Raw genomic sequence first — 16,749 nt, forward strand, 5'->3', positions numbered from 1 at the left:
CACTGGCGCCGGCCCCGGCTGTGGGCCAGGATGCCCGGATGACCTCCGTCGACGACAGCGCGCGTACCGAACCGTCCACCCTCGCCGGCGAGCGCGAGATGCTCGAAGGCCGGCTCGACTACCACCGGCAGACCCTCGCCCTGAAGTGCCGCGGCCTCGACGAGGCCCAGCTGCGCACGGCCTCCGCTCCCCCGTCCGACCTCACCCTGCTCGGCCTGGTCCGCCACATGGCCGACGTGGAGCGCGGCTGGTTCCGGCGGATCCTGGCCGGGGAGAGCGCCGAGCGGATCTACAACACGGACCAGGACCGGGACCGCTCGTTCCGGGTCGGCGAGGCGGACGGCTGGGAGGAGGCCCACGCCACCTGGCAGCGGGAGATCGAGGCGGCGCGCGCCGCCGCGGCGGCCCATGGGCTCGACGACGTGGGCGCGGGCAAGCACCCGAGCGGCGAGGTGTTCAACCTACGCTGGATCTACGTCCACATGATCGAGGAGTACGCCCGCCACAACGGCCACGCGGACCTGCTGCGCGAACGCATCGACGGGGCGACGGGCGAGTGACGGGCGACGCGGTCGGCAACCCTGTCGGGTGATCGACCTGGGGCGGGCGGGGGCGAGGGCCGCTACCGCTCCCGCAGCCGCGCCTCCAGGCGCTCGATCGCGGCCCTGACCCCGTCGCCGTAACCGTCGTCGTCCAGGGCGTCCGAGGCGGCACGGGCCCGGTCGAGATGGATCCGGGCCGCGTCGCGGCGCTGAAGCTTCAGATAGTCGGCGGCCAGGTTGAGGTGGAGCGAGGGGTACAGAGCCCTGAGCGCGACGGCCGCCTCATGGGCGGCCGGCCGCTCCTCGGCCGACTCCTCGGCCGCGAGGAGGGCCCGCAGGTCCCAGGCCAGCTCGGCGTCGGGGTCGTCCTGGGCGTCGGCCATGTAGTGCGCCAGCGTGCAGCGGTGCAGGCGGTCGCCGTCCGGGCCGATCTGCGCCCACAGCTCGCCGAACCGGTTGCGCGCCTCCTCCCGGTCCCCGCCGTGGAGCAGCATCGTCGCCTGCCCGATCCGGGTCAGGACGCCGTCGTCCGCCACCTGCTGCTGCTCGGTCACTGCGGGCCTCCACGCGCTCACCGTCCGGGGGCTCCGACGCTAACCGCCGAGGCCCCCGATCCGGCACAGGCTCGGGTGGCGGCCCGCCGGACGGCTCAGCCGAGGTTGGGGACGCGCCAGTCGATCGGCTCGTGGCCCTGGGCGGCGATCGCCGCGTCGATCTGCGTGAAGGGACGGGACCCGAAGAACTTCTTCGCCGACAGCGGGGAGGGGTGGGCGCCCTTGACGACGACGTGCCGCTCCTCATCGATCAGCGGGAGCTTCTTCTGCGCGTAGTTCCCCCAGAGCACGAAGACCGCCGGGTCCGGCCGCGAGGCCACGGCGCGGATCACGGCGTCGGTGAACTTCTCCCAGCCCTGGCCCTTGTGCGAGTTCGCCTCGCCGGCCCGGACGGTGAGGACCGCGTTGAGCAGCAGCACGCCCTGCTCGGCCCACGGCATCAGATAGCCGTTGTCCGGCACGGGGTGGCCCAGCTCCTCCTGCATCTCCTTGTAGATGTTCCGCAGGGAGGGCGGGGTCTTGACGCCCGGCCGGACGGAGAAGCAGAGGCCGTGCCCCTGCCCCTCCCCGTGATACGGGTCCTGACCGAGGATCAGGACCTTCACCTTGTCGTACGGCGTCGCCTCGAGCGCGGCGAAGACCTCCTCGCGCGGCGGGTAGACCGGCCCGTTGGCCCGTTCCTCCTCGACGAACTCGGTCAGCTGCTTGAAGTACGGCTTCTGCAGCTCGTCCCCGAGGACGCCGCGCCAGGACGCGGGCACAATGTCGGTGTCGGTCACGTCAACAACCTCCGGTAGGCGATCTCTTCTACGCCTCAGAACCTACCGGGGGCCACTGACAACGACCGACTACCAGCTGGCCCGGCGGCTGAGCTCCCACATCTGCATGACGGTCTGCGGGTCGAGCGCGCGCTCGGCGCCGCCGATGTCCTCGCTCGCCGCGATGTAGAGCTTGCCCTGCCACAGCGGGAGCAACCGGACGTCCTCGACCATGATCTCCTGCGCCTTGCGGAACTGGGTCACGGCCGCCCCGCGGTCGGTCTCGCGCCGCGACTTCGGCAGGATCTCGTCGGTGATCTCGGGGCTCACGTACGGCGTCCCGAGGGCGTTCTGCTTGCCGACGAACGGGGAGATGAAGTTGTCGGCGTCCGGGAAGTCGGGGAACCAGCCTCGGCCGAAGATCGGGTACTGCCCCTTCTGGTAGTCGGCGGCGAACTCCTTCCACGGCTTGCTCTTCAGGGTCACCTGGAAGAGCCCCGAGGAGTCCAGCTGCCGCTTGAGCTCGGCGAACTCCAGCGCGGTGCCGGAACCGTACCGGTCGGTGGTGAACCAGAACGTCAGGTCGACGGGCTTCTTGATCCCGGCGTCGCGCAGGATGTCCCGCGCCTTGGAGACGCTCGGCTCGCCGAAGCGGTCGAAGAACTCGGTCGTGTGGCCGACGATGCCCTTCGGGACCATGGAGTACAGCGGCTCGGCCGTGCCCTTGTACGCCTTGTTGACGAGCTCCTCGCGGTCGACGAGCTGGGCGATCGCCCGGCGGACGGGCTCCTTGGCGACGGTGGTGTCCTGGGCGTTGAAGACGAGGTAGCGGATGTCCGCGCCGGTCGACTCGATCAGCTGGAGGTGCTCGTTGGCGTCGCTGGCGTCCTGGAGGTCGACGACCTCCTCGGCGGTGAGACCGCGGTAGGTGGCGTCGATCTCCTTCTTCTTCAGCGCCTGGACCATCGGCTCGGACTCCTTGAAGTACCGGATGGTCACGCCGGCGTTCTTCCGGTCCGCGAACCCCTTGTAGGTGGGGTTCTTGGTCAGCTCGGCCGACTCGCCCTCGGTGTACTCGTCGAGGACGTACGGGCCGGAGCCGGTGAGCTTGCCGTCCTCGCGGAGCTTGTCCGCCGGGTACTCGGCCGGGTCCACCAGCGACATGGCGGGGGTCGCCAGGATGAAGGGGAAGGTCGCGTCGGGCTTGTTCAGCTTGAAGACGATCGTGCGGTCGTTGACCGTCTCGATCTTGTCGAGCGAGGCCAGCATCCCGTTCGGGCCGCCGTCGGCGTTGATCTTCCGGATGCGCTCGATCGAATGCTGTACGGCCTCGGCGTCGAGCGGGTTGCCGTTCGAGAACTTCAGCCCGTCCTCGAGCGTGCACTCGAAGATCCGGCTGGAGGTGTCGGTGAATTTGCAGTCGGCCGCGTCGGACTGCGGGGACGTGCTGCCCGTCGGGAAACTCACCAGCGTCTGGAAGACATTACGGAACAGCTCCCAGGAATTGTCCCAAGAGGCCGCCGGATCGAGCGTGGTGGGAGAACTCGTCGTGCCGACCACGATTCTCTGGTCCGCCGCGGACTCACTGTCCGAAAACATGCCGCATCCGGACACCAGGGATATGGACGCAAGGGCTGCAGCGACCTGCAGACTGGTCCGGTTGAACACGTGCGCACGCTCCTCGTTCAGCCTTGGGTCGGCCGACCATACCGCAGTGCCCCGCCAGATCAATGTTCGACCCTGACGGGGCACTTGAGGCATTCAACGATTAACCGGGGTCAAACCGGTCAGAAATTCAAGCGAGTGTCCGGATATCGGTCACCCGACACCGGCGTTGAGGAAAATCCCGCCGTCGACCACGAGAGTCTGGCCCGTGATCCAGTCCGACTGGTCGGAGGTGAGGAACGCCGCGGCGCCGCCGATGTCCTCCGGGACGCCGAGACGGCCGAGCGGGTAGGCCGCGGCCGCCTCCGCCTCGCGGCCTTCGTAGAGAGCCTGCGCGAACTTGGTCTTCACCACGGCCGGGGCGATCGCGTTGACGCGGACGACTGGCGCGAATTCGTGCGCCAGCTGAAGGGTCAGATTGATCATCGCGGCCTTGCTCATGCCGTACGCGCCGATGAACGGCGAGGGGGAGACTCCGGCGACCGACGCGATGTTCACGATCGCGCCGCCGTGCTCCTTCTGCCAGGCGTGCCAGGTTTTCTGGGCGAATCCGAGCGCGGAGATCACATTCGTCTCGTAGACCTTGCGGGCCACATTCAGGTCGAGATCGGCCATCGGCCCGAACACCGGGTTCGTCCCGGCGTTGTTCACCAGGAAGTCGACCCGCCCGAAGGCCTCCATGGTCGCCGCTACGGCGGCGGCCTGGTGCGCCTCGTCGTGGGCCTTTCCGGGTACGGCGATCACCCGGTCGGAGCCGAGCTGCTCGACGGCCTCCTTGAGGGCCTCCTCGCCGCGGCCGGTGATGCAGACCCGGTCGCCGCGGGCGACGAGGGCCTCGGCGACGCCGTAGCCGATGCCCCGGCTCGCGCCGGTGACGAGGGCGACCTTGCCGGACAGCTCGGGCAGTTCCTTGCTGCTCATGTACGTCTCCTCTTCTCGCGCGGGCGTCAGTTGAGCGGGCCGCCGGCCACGTACATGACCTGGCCGGAGACGAAGCCGGCGTCGTCGCCCGCGAAGAAGGCGATGGCGTTGGCGACGTCCTCGGGCCGGCCGACGCGCTGCACCGGGATCATGGAGGCGGCCGCGGCCTGGAAGTCCTCGAAGCCCATGCCGACGCGCTCGGCGGTCTGCGCGGTCATCTCGGTGACGATGAAGCCCGGGGCGACGGCGTTGGCCGTGATGCCGAACTTGCCCAGCTCCTTGGCGAGGGTCTTGGTGAAGCCCTGGAGACCGGCCTTGACCGCCGCGTAGTTCGCCTGGCCGCGGTTGCCGAGCGCGGAGGACGAGGAGAGCGAGACGATCCGGCCGAAGCCCGCGTCCACCATGTGCTTCTGGCAGGCCTTGGCCATCAGGAAGGCGCCCTTGAGGTGGACGTTCATGACCAGGTCCCAGTCGGACTCGGACATCTTGAAGAGCAGGTTGTCGCGGAGCACGCCCGCGTTGTTGACGAGGATCGTCGGCGCGCCGAGCTCGGTGGCCACGCGGGCGACGGCGGCCTCGACCTGCGCGCTGTCGGAGACGTCGCAGCCGACGGCGATGGCGGTGCCACCGGCGGCGGTGATCTTCTCGACGGTGTCCTTGCAGGCCGCCTCGTCGAGGTCGAGTACGGCGACGGCACGGCCCTCGGCGGCCAGCCGTACGGCGGTCGCCGCTCCAATGCCCCGCGCCGCGCCGGTGACGACGGCTACGCGCTGCTCGGTGGTCGACATGCTGATTCTCCTCGCCCTTGGATCATCCCTGGTGGCGGCCGCACGGTGCGTCCCTCATGCACATGAGCGACCGCTTAGTACCTTCGCAGACGAGACGCTAGAAGCCCTGGCACCCGGTGTCAACGGCCCACCGGGTGCACCGGCTCACTCAGCGCACCAGCAGGTCGAGCAGCCGGTCGACCTCACCCTCGGGATCGGCCGTGAGACCGGTGTGCACCGGGCCCGGCTGGACGACCGTGGACCGGGGCGCGATGAGCCACCGGAAGCGCCGTCCCGCGTCGTCACCTGACGCCTGCCCCGCGTCCTCGCCGCCGAGGCAGACCCCCTCGACGGCGTGCAGGGCGGCCCGTACGCCGACGACGTCGGCACCGGGGTCGAGTGCGCGAAGCTTGCCCTCGTCGAGGTGGGTCCGGGCGGCGACGAAGGACTTGGCGCGGCAGTAGACCACCACACCGGCGTTGAAACACTCACCGCGCTCGACGCGTGGCACGACGCGCAGCAGCGCGTACTCGAAGACATCGCGGTCGGTCACGTGGTGCGGTCCTTCTGGGTGGAGTGCCGGGGGGCGAGACGCTCGGCGAGCCAGCCGGGCGGCTGCGCGGGCCCACGCTCGACGCGCGGGCCGAGGGTGATGCGCTCGTGGATGGTCGCGGCGCGCGGCAGCAGCGCCTCGACGTAGGCCTGCCGGAGCGCGTCGGTCGTGTCGAAGCCGGGCTCGTCGACGAGCCACTCGTCGGGCACGTCGGCGGCGACCTCCTCCAGGAGCTCCCGGGTGACCAGCGGCGCCAGCTCGGCAGCGGCGGCGGCGATGTCCGGCGAGAACGGCGCGAGGGCATGGTCGGAGGCGTCGTACGGCTTCGCGGCGGAGGCCTGGGCGCCGGGCCAGTTGTGGTGCCAGATCATGGTGGCGCCGTGGTCGATGAGCCAGAGGTCGCCGTGCCAGACGAGCATGTTCGGATTGCGCCAGGACCGATCGACGTTGTTGATGACGGCGTCGAACCAGACGACCTTGCCGGCCTCCTTCGGATCCACCTCGTAGGCGAGCGGATCGAACCCGAGGGACCCGGGCAGGTAGTCCATCCCGAGGTTGAGCCCCCCGCTCGCCTTGAGCAGCTCCTGCACCTCCTGATCGGGCTCGGAGAGCCCGATCACGGGATCGAGCTGGATCCCGACCAACTCGGGCACCCGCAGCCCGAGCCGCCGCGCGAGCTGCCCGCAGACGACCTCGGCGACCAGCGTCTTCCGCCCCTGCCCGGCACCGGTGAACTTCATGACGTACGTTCCGTAATCGTCGGCCTCGACGATCCCGGGGAGCGAGCCGCCCTCGCGCAGGGGCGTGACGTAGCGGGTCGCTGTCACCTCTGTAAGCATTTCCTCAGGCTATACGCCTCAGTCCCCTGGAAATCAACGGAAGGACTCTGCGGTCTACGACCGGGCGGACCATACGTGGTGAGCCCTGGGGAGAATCTGGGGAGTTTCGGCCGGCGAGCCGGTCTCCCCGCTCCCAAGCAGACCCTCAATGGTGCCGCGCCCCTTGCTGCCGGCTTCCGGCATGAAGAGAGCACAGGAACGAGGGTGATCGCCGGCGAGGAGTGTTCGAGCCACCGAGCCAGGGGCCCGTTCCGTTCGTTGATGGCATCGCGGACTCGCACTGGCGGACCCCCTGTGGAGTGGTAGTCAGCGGACTCGGCGCTCCTCCAGGGGTGCCGCGTGCAGGACCTCTTCGCTCACGTGCGGGAGGTGCGGGGTGTGGTTGACCAGGCGGGCGGAGTTCCCGACGACCGCGATGCTGCTGGTGTTGTGGAGGAGGGCGGCCAGCACGGGGTTCATGGAGCCGCCGGCGCCGGCGACGAGGCCGAGCAGGTTGACGCCGATGGCGAGGCCGTAGTTCTGCCGTACGACGCGCAAGGTGTGGCGGCTGAGTTCGACAACCGCGGGGACCTGGCGCAGGTCGTTGCCCGCGAGGGCGATGTCGGCGGTCTCCAGGGCCACATGGGAGGAGTGTTCGCCCATCGTGATGCCGACGTCGGCGAGGGCGAGGGCCGGGGCGTCGTTGGTGCCGTCGCCGACCATCGCGACGGTGTGGCCCTCGGCCTGGAGGTCGCGGATCAGCTGGAGTTTGGCCTCGGGCAGGGCGTGGGCGTGAACCTCGGTGATACCGAGTGCGTCGGCCACGACCTGCGCGGTCTCCGGGGCATCGCCGGTGAGCAGGACGAGCCGCGAGACGCCGAGGTCGCGCAACTGTCGTATGACGGTGTCGGCGCCCGCGCGGACGGCGTCGGAGACACCGAGGAGGCCGATGAGGTCGGCGTCGTGGGCCAGGCAGATGACGGTCTCGCCGCCGCGGCGGAGGTGGTCGGTCCAGCCCTGTGCGGCGTCGGTGAGCTCGATGCCGTGCCGGCGCAGCAGGGCGGGGCTGCCCACCAGGAGCCGGGTGCCGTCGAGTTCGGCGCGCATGCCCATGCCGAGGACGACCTCGCACGCCTGGTGGAGGGGGACGTGCAGGTGCTGTTCCTCGGTGTGGGCGACGATGGCCTGCGCCAGCGGGTGGCGGGCGTGGAGCTCGCCGGAGGCGGCCAGGCTCAGCACCTCGTCGGCGCCGAAGCGTTCGCCGAGGGTGACGACGCTGGTGACCAGCGGCTTGCCGAAGGTCAGGGTGCCGGTCTTGTCGAAGACCACGGCGGTGACCCGGCCGATGCCTTCGAGGTGGGTGCCGCCCTTGATGAGCGTGCCGCGTCGGGCGCCGTTGCCGATGGCGGCGCTGATGGCGGTCGGGGTGGCCAGGCCGGCGGCGCAGGGGCAGGCGATCAGGAGCATCGTCATCGCCCGGCGCGCGTCACGGGTCACCGCGTACGTGAGGGCGGCCAGGGCGAAGGAGACGGGGACGAAGCGCTGGGTGAAGCGGGCGGCGACGGTCTGGATGGGGGCGCGGTCGGTCTGGGCCTCCTCGACGCGGGTGATGATGCGTCCGACGGTGGTGTCGCGGCCGACGGAGTCGGCGCGGACGGTGAGGGAGCCGGAGGTGACGATGGTGCCGGCGTAGACGTGGGCGCCGTCGCGGGCGTAGACGGGCAGGGCCTCTCCGGTGACGGCGGCCTGGTCGACCAGGGCCTCGCCTCCGACGACGTGGCCGTCGACGGGGATGCGGTGGTGCTCGTACACGGCGACGGTGTCCCCGGGCTCCAGCTGCTCCAGCGCGACCTCGACTTCCACGCCTTCCTCGCGGACCAGCCAGACCCGCTCGTCGCCGATGGTGAGCAGGTCCTCGATGGCGCGGCGGGTGCGGCGCAGGGTGAGGGTCTGGAGGAACTCGCCGATGTTGAGCAGCCACAGGACGGTGAGGGCGACGACGTTCTCCCGCAGGACCAGGGAGATGACCGTCGCCGCGGTGACCAGGGTGTCGGTGCCCGGATGACTTCGGCCGCGCAGGGTGCGCAGGGCACCGCGGAAGAACGGCAGGCCGGTGAAGACGGTGACGACGCCGAGGAAGCCGGAGGAGCCGATGCCGATCCGGGGGCGGGCGAGGAGCCGGCGCAGCGCGACGAAGGCGAGGACGGCCCCGCCGACGACGAGGCGGGCGACCTCACCGGTGGAGGAGTCGGGCAGGGACCGGGTGGCCTTGGCGGGGGCGGAAGGGGGCGGGGCTTCTCCGAGGGCGTCGACCAGGGCCTTCACGTCCAGGTCGGCGGGCTCCATCCAGATCACGACGCTGCCCGTGCGGGGGAAGATCCGCAGGGCCCGGAAGCCGCTGAGGCCGGTGAGCCGGTCGTCGACGAGGCCGGCGCAGCCGGGACGGTCCCGCAGCCAGGGCACGGTCAGCCGGGCCCGCCCCGTCGCGACCGAGCGGACGAGTACCGTCGACATGATCAGTGCTCGTGGTCGTGGTCGTCGTGGTCGACCTTGACGGCCGAGGGCGGCGGAACCTCCTCGCCGAGCGAGGTACGGGCCTCCGCGAGCATGTCCCCGGCCTTGAGCCGGGCCTCCTCGGCGGCCTCCGACAGCCACCGGCCCGCCACGATGCCGCCCGCGAGCCCGCCCACCAGCGCCTTGCGCGCGGCCGGCTTCGCATCGGGCAGTTTCTGCAGGATCAAGGCGCCTACGACGCCGGACACCGCGTAGTGGGCCAGCTTGCCGGCGGTCGCGCCGACTATGGCGAGGGGATGCATGAACGCCTCCTTCCGCACACACCCGGAAGAGTGCGACGGACCTCTCTTCCAGTCTGGACCCCGGGCGCACGCGAGGTCGAGCCGGGCCCCTCAGACGCGGGTCACATGCGGGGACTCGGCGACCGGTACGGCCCGAGCGGTTCGGGCGGCCCGCCGGGAGCCCACGAGGCGACAGCCGAGGTAGATCAGGAACGCGAGGGTCGTCACGTACGGGCTGATGGGGATGCTGCTGCCCAGGGCGAGCAGGATGCCTCCCTGCATGGCGGCGAGCGCGAAGACGACGCTCAGGAGGGGCAGCAGTACCGGGGAGGAGGTGATCCGGGCCGCGGCCGCCGCCGGGGTGACGAGCAGGGCCAGCACCAGCAGTGCCCCGACGATCTGGACGCACAGGGCGACTGCGAGACCAAGGATCAGCATGAATCCCAGGGACAGAGCCCGGACGGGGATGCCTCGGGCTTCGGCCACGTCCGGATCGGCGCTGGCGAAGGTCAGGGGTCGCCAGAGCACCGCGAGGGCGGCGAGGACGACGGCGGACGTGGCCACCAGCCAGGCTGTCTGCGGGGTGTCGACGGCGATGATCTGCCCGGTGAGAAGGCCGAACTTGTTGGCGGCCCGGCCTTGGTAGAGCGCGAGGAACAGCACGCCGAGCCCCAGCCCGAACGGCATGATGATCCCGATCACCGAGTTACGGTCGCGCGCGCGGACCCCGAGCAGACCGATAGCGGCGGCGGCGAGCAGCGAGCCGACGATGGACCCGGCGACGACGTTGAACCCGGCCAGGAGGGCGCCCGCCGCACCCGCGAAGGACAGCTCGCTGATGCCGTGCACCGCGAACGGCAGGTCGCGCATGATCACGAAGACCCCTACGAAGCCCCCTACGATGCCGAGCAGGGCCCCTGCCAGCAACGTATGGGGGACAAGTGCGAGCAGATCGCCATAGTCGGTGAAGTTGAAGATCTGCTGCCAGATGCCGGGATCCTCGGCGCCGAGTACGGTCCGCTCGCTCATGACGGTCCGGCCCCGTTGGATCGGGCTGTTCGGTGGTGGGCGGGGGCCGCGTCGGGCGCCCCGACGACCACGATGCGGCCTCGCACATGCATGACGTCCACCTGGGTGCCGTACAGCCGCGAGAGAACGGCCGAGGTCATCACCTCCTCCGGCGGGCCGATCCGGAACCCTCCCCCAGCGAGGTAGAGCACCCGGTCCGCCGGTCCGAGGACCGGGTTGATCTCGTGGGTCACGAACACCACGGCGGTGCCGGCGGCCCGGCGCCGCCCGTCCACGAGATCGGTGACCGTGCGCTGGTGCTGGAGGTCCAGGGAGAGCAGGGGTTCGTCGCACAGCAGGATCTCCGGGTCCGTGGCCAGCGCCTGCGCGATCCGCACCCGCTGCTGCTCACCACCCGACAACCGGCCGACCGGGACGTCGGCGTACGGAAGCGCCCCGACGGAGTCCAGGAGCTCGTCCACCCTGCGGCGGGCCGTCCTCCCGGTGAGCGGAAACCCCCAGCGGTGCCCCTCCAGGCCGAGTCGTACGAGATCCCGGGCACGAAGCAGAGTGTGCGCGGGCAGCGCCGTCTGCTGCGGGACGTAGCCGATGAGCCCGCCCGCCCGGTGCGGGGGACGGCCGAGGACCGCGACCGATCCGGCGGTGAGCGGCAGCCGGCCGAGGAGGACACGCAGGAGGCTCGTCTTTCCCGACCCGTTCGGGCCGAGCACGGCGAGGAACTCACCCGGCCGCACGTCGAGATCCAGGTCCCGCCACAGCACGCGGTCGCCGTATGCGAGCGCTGCTCCGCGCAGGCTCACCGCCGGCGGGCCGCTGTCTCCGCGCTCCCCCACGTCCGTTCGCAGGGGAAGCGGCTGGGGCGCGAGGCGGTCGGCGCGCTGCATCAGCGATCCAGGGCGCGCTCGAGGGCAGTGATGTTGTCCGCCATCCAGCCCTGGTAGTCCTTGCCCTGCGGAAGCGTCTCCGTCACCGACACCACGGGAATCCCGTGGTCCTCGGCGACGTCCTTGACCTTCTCCGTCTGCGCTCCGCTGGTCTGCTCGTTGTACACCAGAACCCGCACGTCTCGGCCGGTGAACAGTGCCAGCGTCTCCTGGAGCGCCCTGGGCGGGACCTCGTCGCCCTCCTCGACGGCCTCGCTGAAGGCGGGAGGCGTCTTGTCGACCAGGCCGCATGCCTCGGTCAGGTAGAGCGGAACGGGTTCGGTGACCGCCACCGGGGTGCCTGCCTGCCGTTCATCGATGCGGTTCGTCAGCGCTTCGAGGCTGGTCAGTTCTTCCTTGAAGTTCTCGGCGTTCTTCGTGAAGGCGTCGGCGTCGGCGGGCGATGCCTTGCCGAGAGCTTGGGCGATCCGGTCGGCGAGACGGCTCATCGTCGGCAGGTCGTACCAGACGTGTTCGTTGAACTCCCCGTCCTCGTCGGGTTCTTTGCCGGAGACCTGGACGGCGGAGATCACCTGGGCCGAGGGGTTGTCGGCACTTCGCAGCATCCTGCCGACGAAGTCGTCGTAGCCACCGCCGTTCTCGACGACGACCGCCGCCCGGGAGAGCTCCAGCTGGGTACGTGTGCTCGCCTCATAGGAGTGCGGGTCCTGGGCCGGGTCGCTGATGACCGACACCACGCTCACCCGCCCGCCGCCGATCTGCTCGACGACGTCTCCGTACACGTTCGTGGAGGCGACCACGGGTACGGGGGCGGGGGCCGCCCCCACGGGGCCGACACCCGTGCACATCAGCGTCAGGGGCGCCGCCAGCAGAAGTACTCCGCGTACACGGATCGGCGCGCCATGCATACGCCCTCCCTAGGAAGGGAAGTGAAATGGCAATCACATCGATTATCCCCCGGGCCGAGGCGTTCTTCCACCGGACCTCGCGTACGCCGGTCAGCGGCTCGCGTACGGCAGCAGGGCCATCTCGCGGGCGTTCTTGATCGCGGTGGCGAGGGCGCGCTGCTGCTGGGCGGTCACGCGGGTGACGCGGCGGCTGCGGATCTTGCCGCGGTCGGAGATGAACTTCCGCAGCAGGTCGGTGTCCTTGTAGTCGATGTACGTGATGCCGGCCGCGTCGAGCGGGTTGGGGCGGGACTTGACGGGCTTGCGGGGGTCGGTACGTCGGGCCATGGCGGCGTCTCCTTGCAGAAAGGTTCCGTCCCGGCGGCAGCAGCCGTGGACGGGTCGCGTTCGGGTGGGTGTCAGGCGGCGTCGAGGAGGGCGTCGAAGGCGGCGGGCAGGTGCTTCCATGCCTCACGCCCCGACGCGTACTCCGCATCCGTCAGGAGGCAGGAGTCCAGGAGCCGTTCGAGGCCGTCCCGGTCGAGGCCGGGCGAGGTGAAGACGAGGTGCTGGCAGCAGTCGCCGTGGTCCGGGTGCCAGTCGAGCGCGGCCGCCGCCTGGCGCATCGGCGGGACCATCTCCCAGGCCGCGTCCGGCAGCGAGGCCAGCCAGGGGCCGGCGTTCTCCACGCACAACGCTCCGCCCGCTGCGTCCCATGCGAGCAGCGTGTCGGGCCGGTCGGCGAGCCAGAACCGGCCGCGACTGCGGGCGGCGGCGCAGCACAGGTCCTCGAGGGCCTGGTAGAGGCGCTCGGGATGGAACGGCCGGTGGCGGCGCCAGACGAAGGTGGTGACGCCGGCCTCGTCGGCCTCCTGGGGCAGCAGCGCGCACGCGGGGTGCTGGGCGGCCGCCGCGGCTTCGACGTCGAAGCCGGCGAGGGCGGCCCGGGCGAGTTCGACGGAGCCTGCCGGTACGCGCCGCGCGGTGGGGTGCAGCTGCGCGAGGAGGGCTCGGTCTTCGTCGTCGGCCTCGTCGTTGTCGACGACGGCGAGGACGGGCGCGTACTCCAGCTGCCTGGCCCAGGTGTCCCCGACCGTCCGCTGGTCGGTGGCGGCCGCCGCGAGGCCGGCTTCCGACAGGTCGTCGCCGTTGGCGAGGTAGGGCAGGACCAGTGAGGGGTCCACGGCGGTGATCACGTTCGTCAGGGCGAGGCGGTCTCCGCCGTGTCCGGCGATGACCTCGGCCATGGCCTTCGGTTCGACCGAGTCCCACAACTCGACCACCGCGAGCCGGGTCAGTCCGCTGTCGGCCATCCGCTCCAGTTCCGGAACGAGGTCCTCGCGCAGCGCGCAGCATGCGCAGTCGTTGACCAGGGGCGTCTCGCCGCGGGAGACGATTCCGGCGGCGTCGCGGATCAGCCGCAGGACGCTGCCGTCGGGTGCTCCCGCCAGGTCGTGGTGCAGCGCCACACTCCCGGGGACGGTCTTCAGGAGGCGGTCGACGACCTCGGTCCGGGCGTCGGAGTGCAGGCCGGCCACGATGACGACGGGGAGCTGGTGCTCGTGGCCCATCATCGGGCTCCGTAGCGGCGCTGGAACTTCTCGACGCGGCCGGCGGTGTCGAGAACGCGCGCCGTGCCCGTGTAGAAGGGGTGGCTCGCGGAGGAGATCTCCACGTCCACGACCGGGTAGGTGTTGCCGTCCTCCCACTCGACGGTCTTGTCGCTGGTCATGGTGGTGGGGGTGCCCCCTGCTCGAGCGAAGCCGAGAGCTCGGGGGAGGGTGAGGAACGCGGTGCCGGAGGCGGAGTCGCGGAAGACGACGGGCTCGTAGGCGGGGTGGATTCCGGGCTTCATGGCAGGGCCTTTCGACGGAGTTGGGCTGGGGTTCAGGGGGCTGGGGTCAGCGCTCTTCGCGGAAGTCCACGTGGCGGCCGACGACGGGGTCGTACTTGCGGAGCACCAGCCGGTCCGGGTCATTGCGCCGGTTCTTGCGGGTGACATAGGTGAACCCGGTGCCCGCCGTCGAACGGAGCTTGATGACCGGGCGGATCTCGTTGCGTGCCATGACCCGTACTATATGGCAACGATTTCCATTACCAATACGCCTCTCGGCGAGAAGGGCGGCTGCAACCATGTCGGCCCACTGCCAACTGACCGGTGCCAAGCCCGGCTTCGGCAACAACATCTCCCACTCGCATCGGCGCACCTCGCGCCGGTTCGACCCGAACATCCAGCGCAAGCGCTACTGGCTGCCCAGCGAGGGGCGACACGTCCGGCTGACCCTGAGCGCCAGGGCGATCAAGACCGTGGACACGATCGGCATCGAGGCCGCCGTGGCGCGCATCCGCACGCTGGGAGGGAAGGTCTGATGGCAAAGAAGAGCAAGATCGCGCAGAACGAGAAGCGCAAGGAGGTCGTCGAGCGATACGCGGCCCGGCGGGCCGAACTCAAGGAGATCATCCGCCGCCCGTCCTCCACCGCCACCGAACGCGAGGCCGCCCAGGCGGAGCTGCGCCGACAGCCGCGCAACGCCAGCGCCACCCGAGTGCGCAACCGCGACAGCGTGGACGGGCGCCCCCGGGGCTATCTGCGCAAGTTCGGCCTCTCGCGGGTGCGCACGCGACAGCAGGCGCACGCCGGATTCCTGCCGGGAGTGACCAAGTCGTCCTGGTAGCCGCCGGCTCCACCGCACATCCGGCGCCCACCCATTGAAAATGGATGCCATGAGCATTTAGGGTCGCTCCTGTCCGCGTGCGGCACTCCACGGGCCCGCGAGGGGGACCGAGGAGGCCGCACGCGGACGCCCGAAAAGCCGAGGCAGCCTTCCCCTCCGCAAGACACCTCGACATGAAAGCCGAACCGAAGCGCCGCGCGCCGAGCGGCGAGGCGCAGCCAAAGGGCGTGCTGAGCGTCCTCATCGGCAACACCCCCGAGACGCATGGCGAGCTCGCGGGACGAATGTCCCACCTGCACCCGGGACGCAGTCGCCCTCTACGTGTCCATCCAGGCCGGCACGACCGGCACGTACCCGGTGGTCCAGCGCCCGGCGGCTACCGGATCCTCCTCCGTCGACGAGGCGGCACTGCTCTCGGACCCGTCCTTCGACCACACAGAGCCAGATTGATAATGGCATCCATTTTCATATAGCCTCTCCGCGTCAGAACCGGACCGAGGAGTCTCACGATGGCCGTTCCCAAGCGGAAGATGTCCCGCAGCAACACTCGTCACCGCCGCGCCCAGTGGAAGGCGACCACGCCCCAGCTTGTGCCGGTCACCGTCGACGGCGTCGTCTACCAGGTCCCACAGCGCCTGGTGAAGGCGTACGAGCGCGGCCTGATCCACCCCGAGGGCTGAGCGCGTGACATCGCACGACCGCCTGCCGGTGACCGTCCTCTCCGGGTTCCTCGGGGCGGGCAAGACGACCCTGCTCAACCACGTCCTCGGCAACCGCGAGGGTCTGCGGGTCGCGGTCATCGTCAACGACATGAGCGAGATCAACATCGACGCCGCGCTGGTGCGCGGCGGAGAGGCGGCGCTCTCCCGTACCGAGGAGCGGCTGGTCGAGATGACCAACGGGTGCATCTGCTGCACCCTGCGCGACGACCTGCTGGAGGAGGTGGACCGGCTGGCCCGCGAGGGCCGCTTCGACTACCTGCTGATCGAGTCCAGCGGCATCTCCGAGCCCATGCCGGTGGCCGCCACCTTCTCCTTCCCGCGCGACGACGGTGCCACTCTCGGCGACCTGGCCCGCCTGGACACGATGGTGACCGTCGTCGACGCCGCGAACTTCCTGTCCGAGCTCGCCGGCGGCGACGAGCTCGTCGCGCGCGGCCTGGACCAGTACGAGGACGACGAGCGGACCGTGAGCGATCTCCTCATGGACCAGGTCGAGTTCGCGGACGTCATCGTGCTCAACAAGCTCGACCTGGTCGAGCCGGAAGAGGCCCGCCGGCTGCGCGCCGCACTGTCCCGGCTCAACCCGGAGGCGCGGATCGTGCCGGCCGTACGCGGACAGGTTCCCCTCGAACAGGTTCTGGGCACCGGGCTGTTCGACGTCGAACGGGCACAGCAGGCCCCCGGCTGGGTGAAGGAACTCAATGGCGACCACGTGCCGGAGACCGAGGAGTACGGCATCTCCTCGCTCGTGTTCCGCTCCGACCTGCCGTTCCACCCCGGACGGCTGTGGACCTTCGTCACCAAGGGCCTCGACAGCGGCACCTTCGGGCGCATCCTGCGCTCCAAGGGGTTCTTCTGGCTCGCCAGCCGCCCCCGGGTGACCGGCCTGTGGTCCCAGGCGGGCGCCGTGGCCCGGTTCGAGCCGTCCGGCGCCCGCGGCCCGGAGACCACGCAGGGCCAGGAACTGGTCTTCATCGGCACCGGCCTGCGCGCCGAGTCCCTGCGCGCGGCCCTGGACTCCTGCCTGCTGGCGCCGGGCGAGCCCGTGCCCGCCGATGACGACTTCCCCGCCTGGGAGACGTACGGCATCGACGACGCCTGCGAGCACGAGCCGGCGGCCTGACTCCTCAGGCCCCCACACTCCAGGCCGGACGGTGGTCGCAGCCACGGCACCGTCCG

Annotated in this window: 21 protein-coding genes; 5 read left to right on the forward strand and 16 right to left on the reverse strand. The window is 70.5% G+C overall.

The window, feature by feature from the left end; genetic code table 11:
* Positions 1–38: 38 nt before the first annotated feature.
* The gene (locus ACF09C_RS04220; RefSeq protein ID WP_392088445.1) at positions 39–560 is read left to right on the forward strand and encodes a DinB family protein; all 522 of its coding nucleotides are present in this window, start codon (positions 39–41) and stop codon (positions 558–560) included.
* 62 nt (positions 561–622) lie between these two features.
* Here the strand turns inward: ACF09C_RS04220 and ACF09C_RS04225 are convergent, their stop codons facing one another.
* From ACF09C_RS04225 to rpmG, 16 genes are all read right to left on the reverse strand, one after another.
* The gene (locus tag ACF09C_RS04225) at positions 623–1,096 is read right to left on the reverse strand and encodes a hypothetical protein (protein WP_392088447.1); all 474 of its coding nucleotides are present in this window, start codon (positions 1,094–1,096) and stop codon (positions 623–625) included.
* 95 nt (positions 1,097–1,191) lie between these two features.
* Positions 1,192–1,875, reverse strand: coding sequence for a uracil-DNA glycosylase (gene ung, locus ACF09C_RS04230; protein ID WP_392088449.1), 684 nt, complete (start codon positions 1,873–1,875; stop codon positions 1,192–1,194).
* A gap of 69 nt (positions 1,876–1,944) precedes the next feature.
* Entirely contained in the window at positions 1,945–3,522 is a 1,578-nt protein-coding gene (locus ACF09C_RS04235; RefSeq protein WP_392088452.1) for an ABC transporter substrate-binding protein, read from the reverse strand.
* Positions 3,523–3,672: 150 nt separating this feature from the next.
* Entirely contained in the window at positions 3,673–4,440 is a 768-nt protein-coding gene (locus ACF09C_RS04240) for an SDR family oxidoreductase (protein ID WP_392088454.1), read from the reverse strand.
* Positions 4,441–4,466: 26 nt separating this feature from the next.
* Complete coding sequence (gene fabG, locus ACF09C_RS04245; protein ID WP_392088456.1) at positions 4,467–5,228, reverse strand: 3-oxoacyl-ACP reductase FabG; 762 nt, start codon at positions 5,226–5,228, stop codon at positions 4,467–4,469.
* 148 nt (positions 5,229–5,376) lie between these two features.
* A complete protein-coding gene (locus ACF09C_RS04250) occupies positions 5,377–5,760 on the reverse strand; it encodes a DUF3037 domain-containing protein (protein ID WP_392088458.1) in 384 nt (127 codons plus the stop codon).
* Complete coding sequence (locus ACF09C_RS04255) at positions 5,757–6,599, reverse strand: HipA family kinase (protein WP_392088459.1); 843 nt, start codon at positions 6,597–6,599, stop codon at positions 5,757–5,759. Before ACF09C_RS04255 ends, ACF09C_RS04250 begins: the two co-directional genes overlap by 4 nt.
* A gap of 306 nt (positions 6,600–6,905) precedes the next feature.
* Positions 6,906–9,092: a heavy metal translocating P-type ATPase gene (locus tag ACF09C_RS04260; protein WP_392088461.1), complete on the reverse strand. Its 2,187-nt coding sequence runs from the start codon at positions 9,090–9,092 to the stop codon at positions 6,906–6,908.
* A 2-nt stretch (positions 9,093–9,094) separates the two neighbouring features.
* Positions 9,095–9,394, reverse strand: a complete 300-nt coding sequence (locus tag ACF09C_RS04265; protein ID WP_392088464.1) for a DUF1490 family protein — start codon at positions 9,392–9,394, stop codon at positions 9,095–9,097.
* A 90-nt stretch (positions 9,395–9,484) separates the two neighbouring features.
* Positions 9,485–10,402, reverse strand: a complete 918-nt coding sequence (locus ACF09C_RS04270; RefSeq protein WP_392088466.1) for a metal ABC transporter permease — start codon at positions 10,400–10,402, stop codon at positions 9,485–9,487.
* On the reverse strand, positions 10,399–11,286 hold the full coding sequence (locus ACF09C_RS04275; protein ID WP_392088468.1) for a metal ABC transporter ATP-binding protein: 888 nt from the start codon (positions 11,284–11,286) through the stop codon (positions 10,399–10,401). The genes ACF09C_RS04270 and ACF09C_RS04275 overlap by 4 nt, the downstream gene beginning before the upstream one ends.
* Positions 11,286–12,194, reverse strand: a complete 909-nt coding sequence (locus tag ACF09C_RS04280) for a metal ABC transporter solute-binding protein, Zn/Mn family (RefSeq protein WP_392088471.1) — start codon at positions 12,192–12,194, stop codon at positions 11,286–11,288. The genes ACF09C_RS04275 and ACF09C_RS04280 overlap by 1 nt, the downstream gene beginning before the upstream one ends.
* A gap of 90 nt (positions 12,195–12,284) precedes the next feature.
* Positions 12,285–12,521, reverse strand: a complete 237-nt coding sequence (gene rpsR / locus ACF09C_RS04285) for a 30S ribosomal protein S18 (RefSeq protein WP_392088473.1) — start codon at positions 12,519–12,521, stop codon at positions 12,285–12,287.
* 71 nt (positions 12,522–12,592) lie between these two features.
* The gene (locus tag ACF09C_RS04290) at positions 12,593–13,744 is read right to left on the reverse strand and encodes a CobW family GTP-binding protein (protein ID WP_392088476.1); all 1,152 of its coding nucleotides are present in this window, start codon (positions 13,742–13,744) and stop codon (positions 12,593–12,595) included.
* Complete coding sequence (locus ACF09C_RS04295; RefSeq protein WP_392088478.1) at positions 13,744–14,028, reverse strand: type B 50S ribosomal protein L31; 285 nt, start codon at positions 14,026–14,028, stop codon at positions 13,744–13,746. Before ACF09C_RS04295 ends, ACF09C_RS04290 begins: the two co-directional genes overlap by 1 nt.
* Before the next feature lie 46 nt (positions 14,029–14,074).
* On the reverse strand, positions 14,075–14,239 hold the full coding sequence (rpmG, locus tag ACF09C_RS04300; protein WP_099198435.1) for a 50S ribosomal protein L33: 165 nt from the start codon (positions 14,237–14,239) through the stop codon (positions 14,075–14,077).
* 67 nt (positions 14,240–14,306) lie between these two features.
* Between rpmG and rpmB the strand changes: the two genes are divergently transcribed.
* From rpmB to ACF09C_RS04320, 4 genes are all read left to right on the forward strand, one after another.
* Positions 14,307–14,543: a 50S ribosomal protein L28 gene (rpmB, locus tag ACF09C_RS04305; protein WP_392088480.1), complete on the forward strand. Its 237-nt coding sequence runs from the start codon at positions 14,307–14,309 to the stop codon at positions 14,541–14,543.
* Complete coding sequence (rpsN, locus tag ACF09C_RS04310) at positions 14,543–14,848, forward strand: 30S ribosomal protein S14 (protein ID WP_392088483.1); 306 nt, start codon at positions 14,543–14,545, stop codon at positions 14,846–14,848. Before rpmB ends, rpsN begins: the two co-directional genes overlap by 1 nt.
* 509 nt (positions 14,849–15,357) lie before the next feature.
* Entirely contained in the window at positions 15,358–15,528 is a 171-nt protein-coding gene (gene rpmF, locus ACF09C_RS04315; RefSeq protein ID WP_132918099.1) for a 50S ribosomal protein L32, read from the forward strand.
* 4 nt (positions 15,529–15,532) lie between these two features.
* Positions 15,533–16,693 (forward strand): GTP-binding protein, encoded by a 1,161-nt coding sequence (locus ACF09C_RS04320; RefSeq protein ID WP_392088486.1) that lies wholly within the window; start codon positions 15,533–15,535, stop codon positions 16,691–16,693.
* The last annotated feature ends 56 nt before the right edge of the window (positions 16,694–16,749 follow it).

Source organism: Streptomyces sp. NPDC014870, assembly GCF_043081505.1.
Lineage (GTDB): Bacteria > Actinomycetota > Actinomycetes > Streptomycetales > Streptomycetaceae > Streptomyces.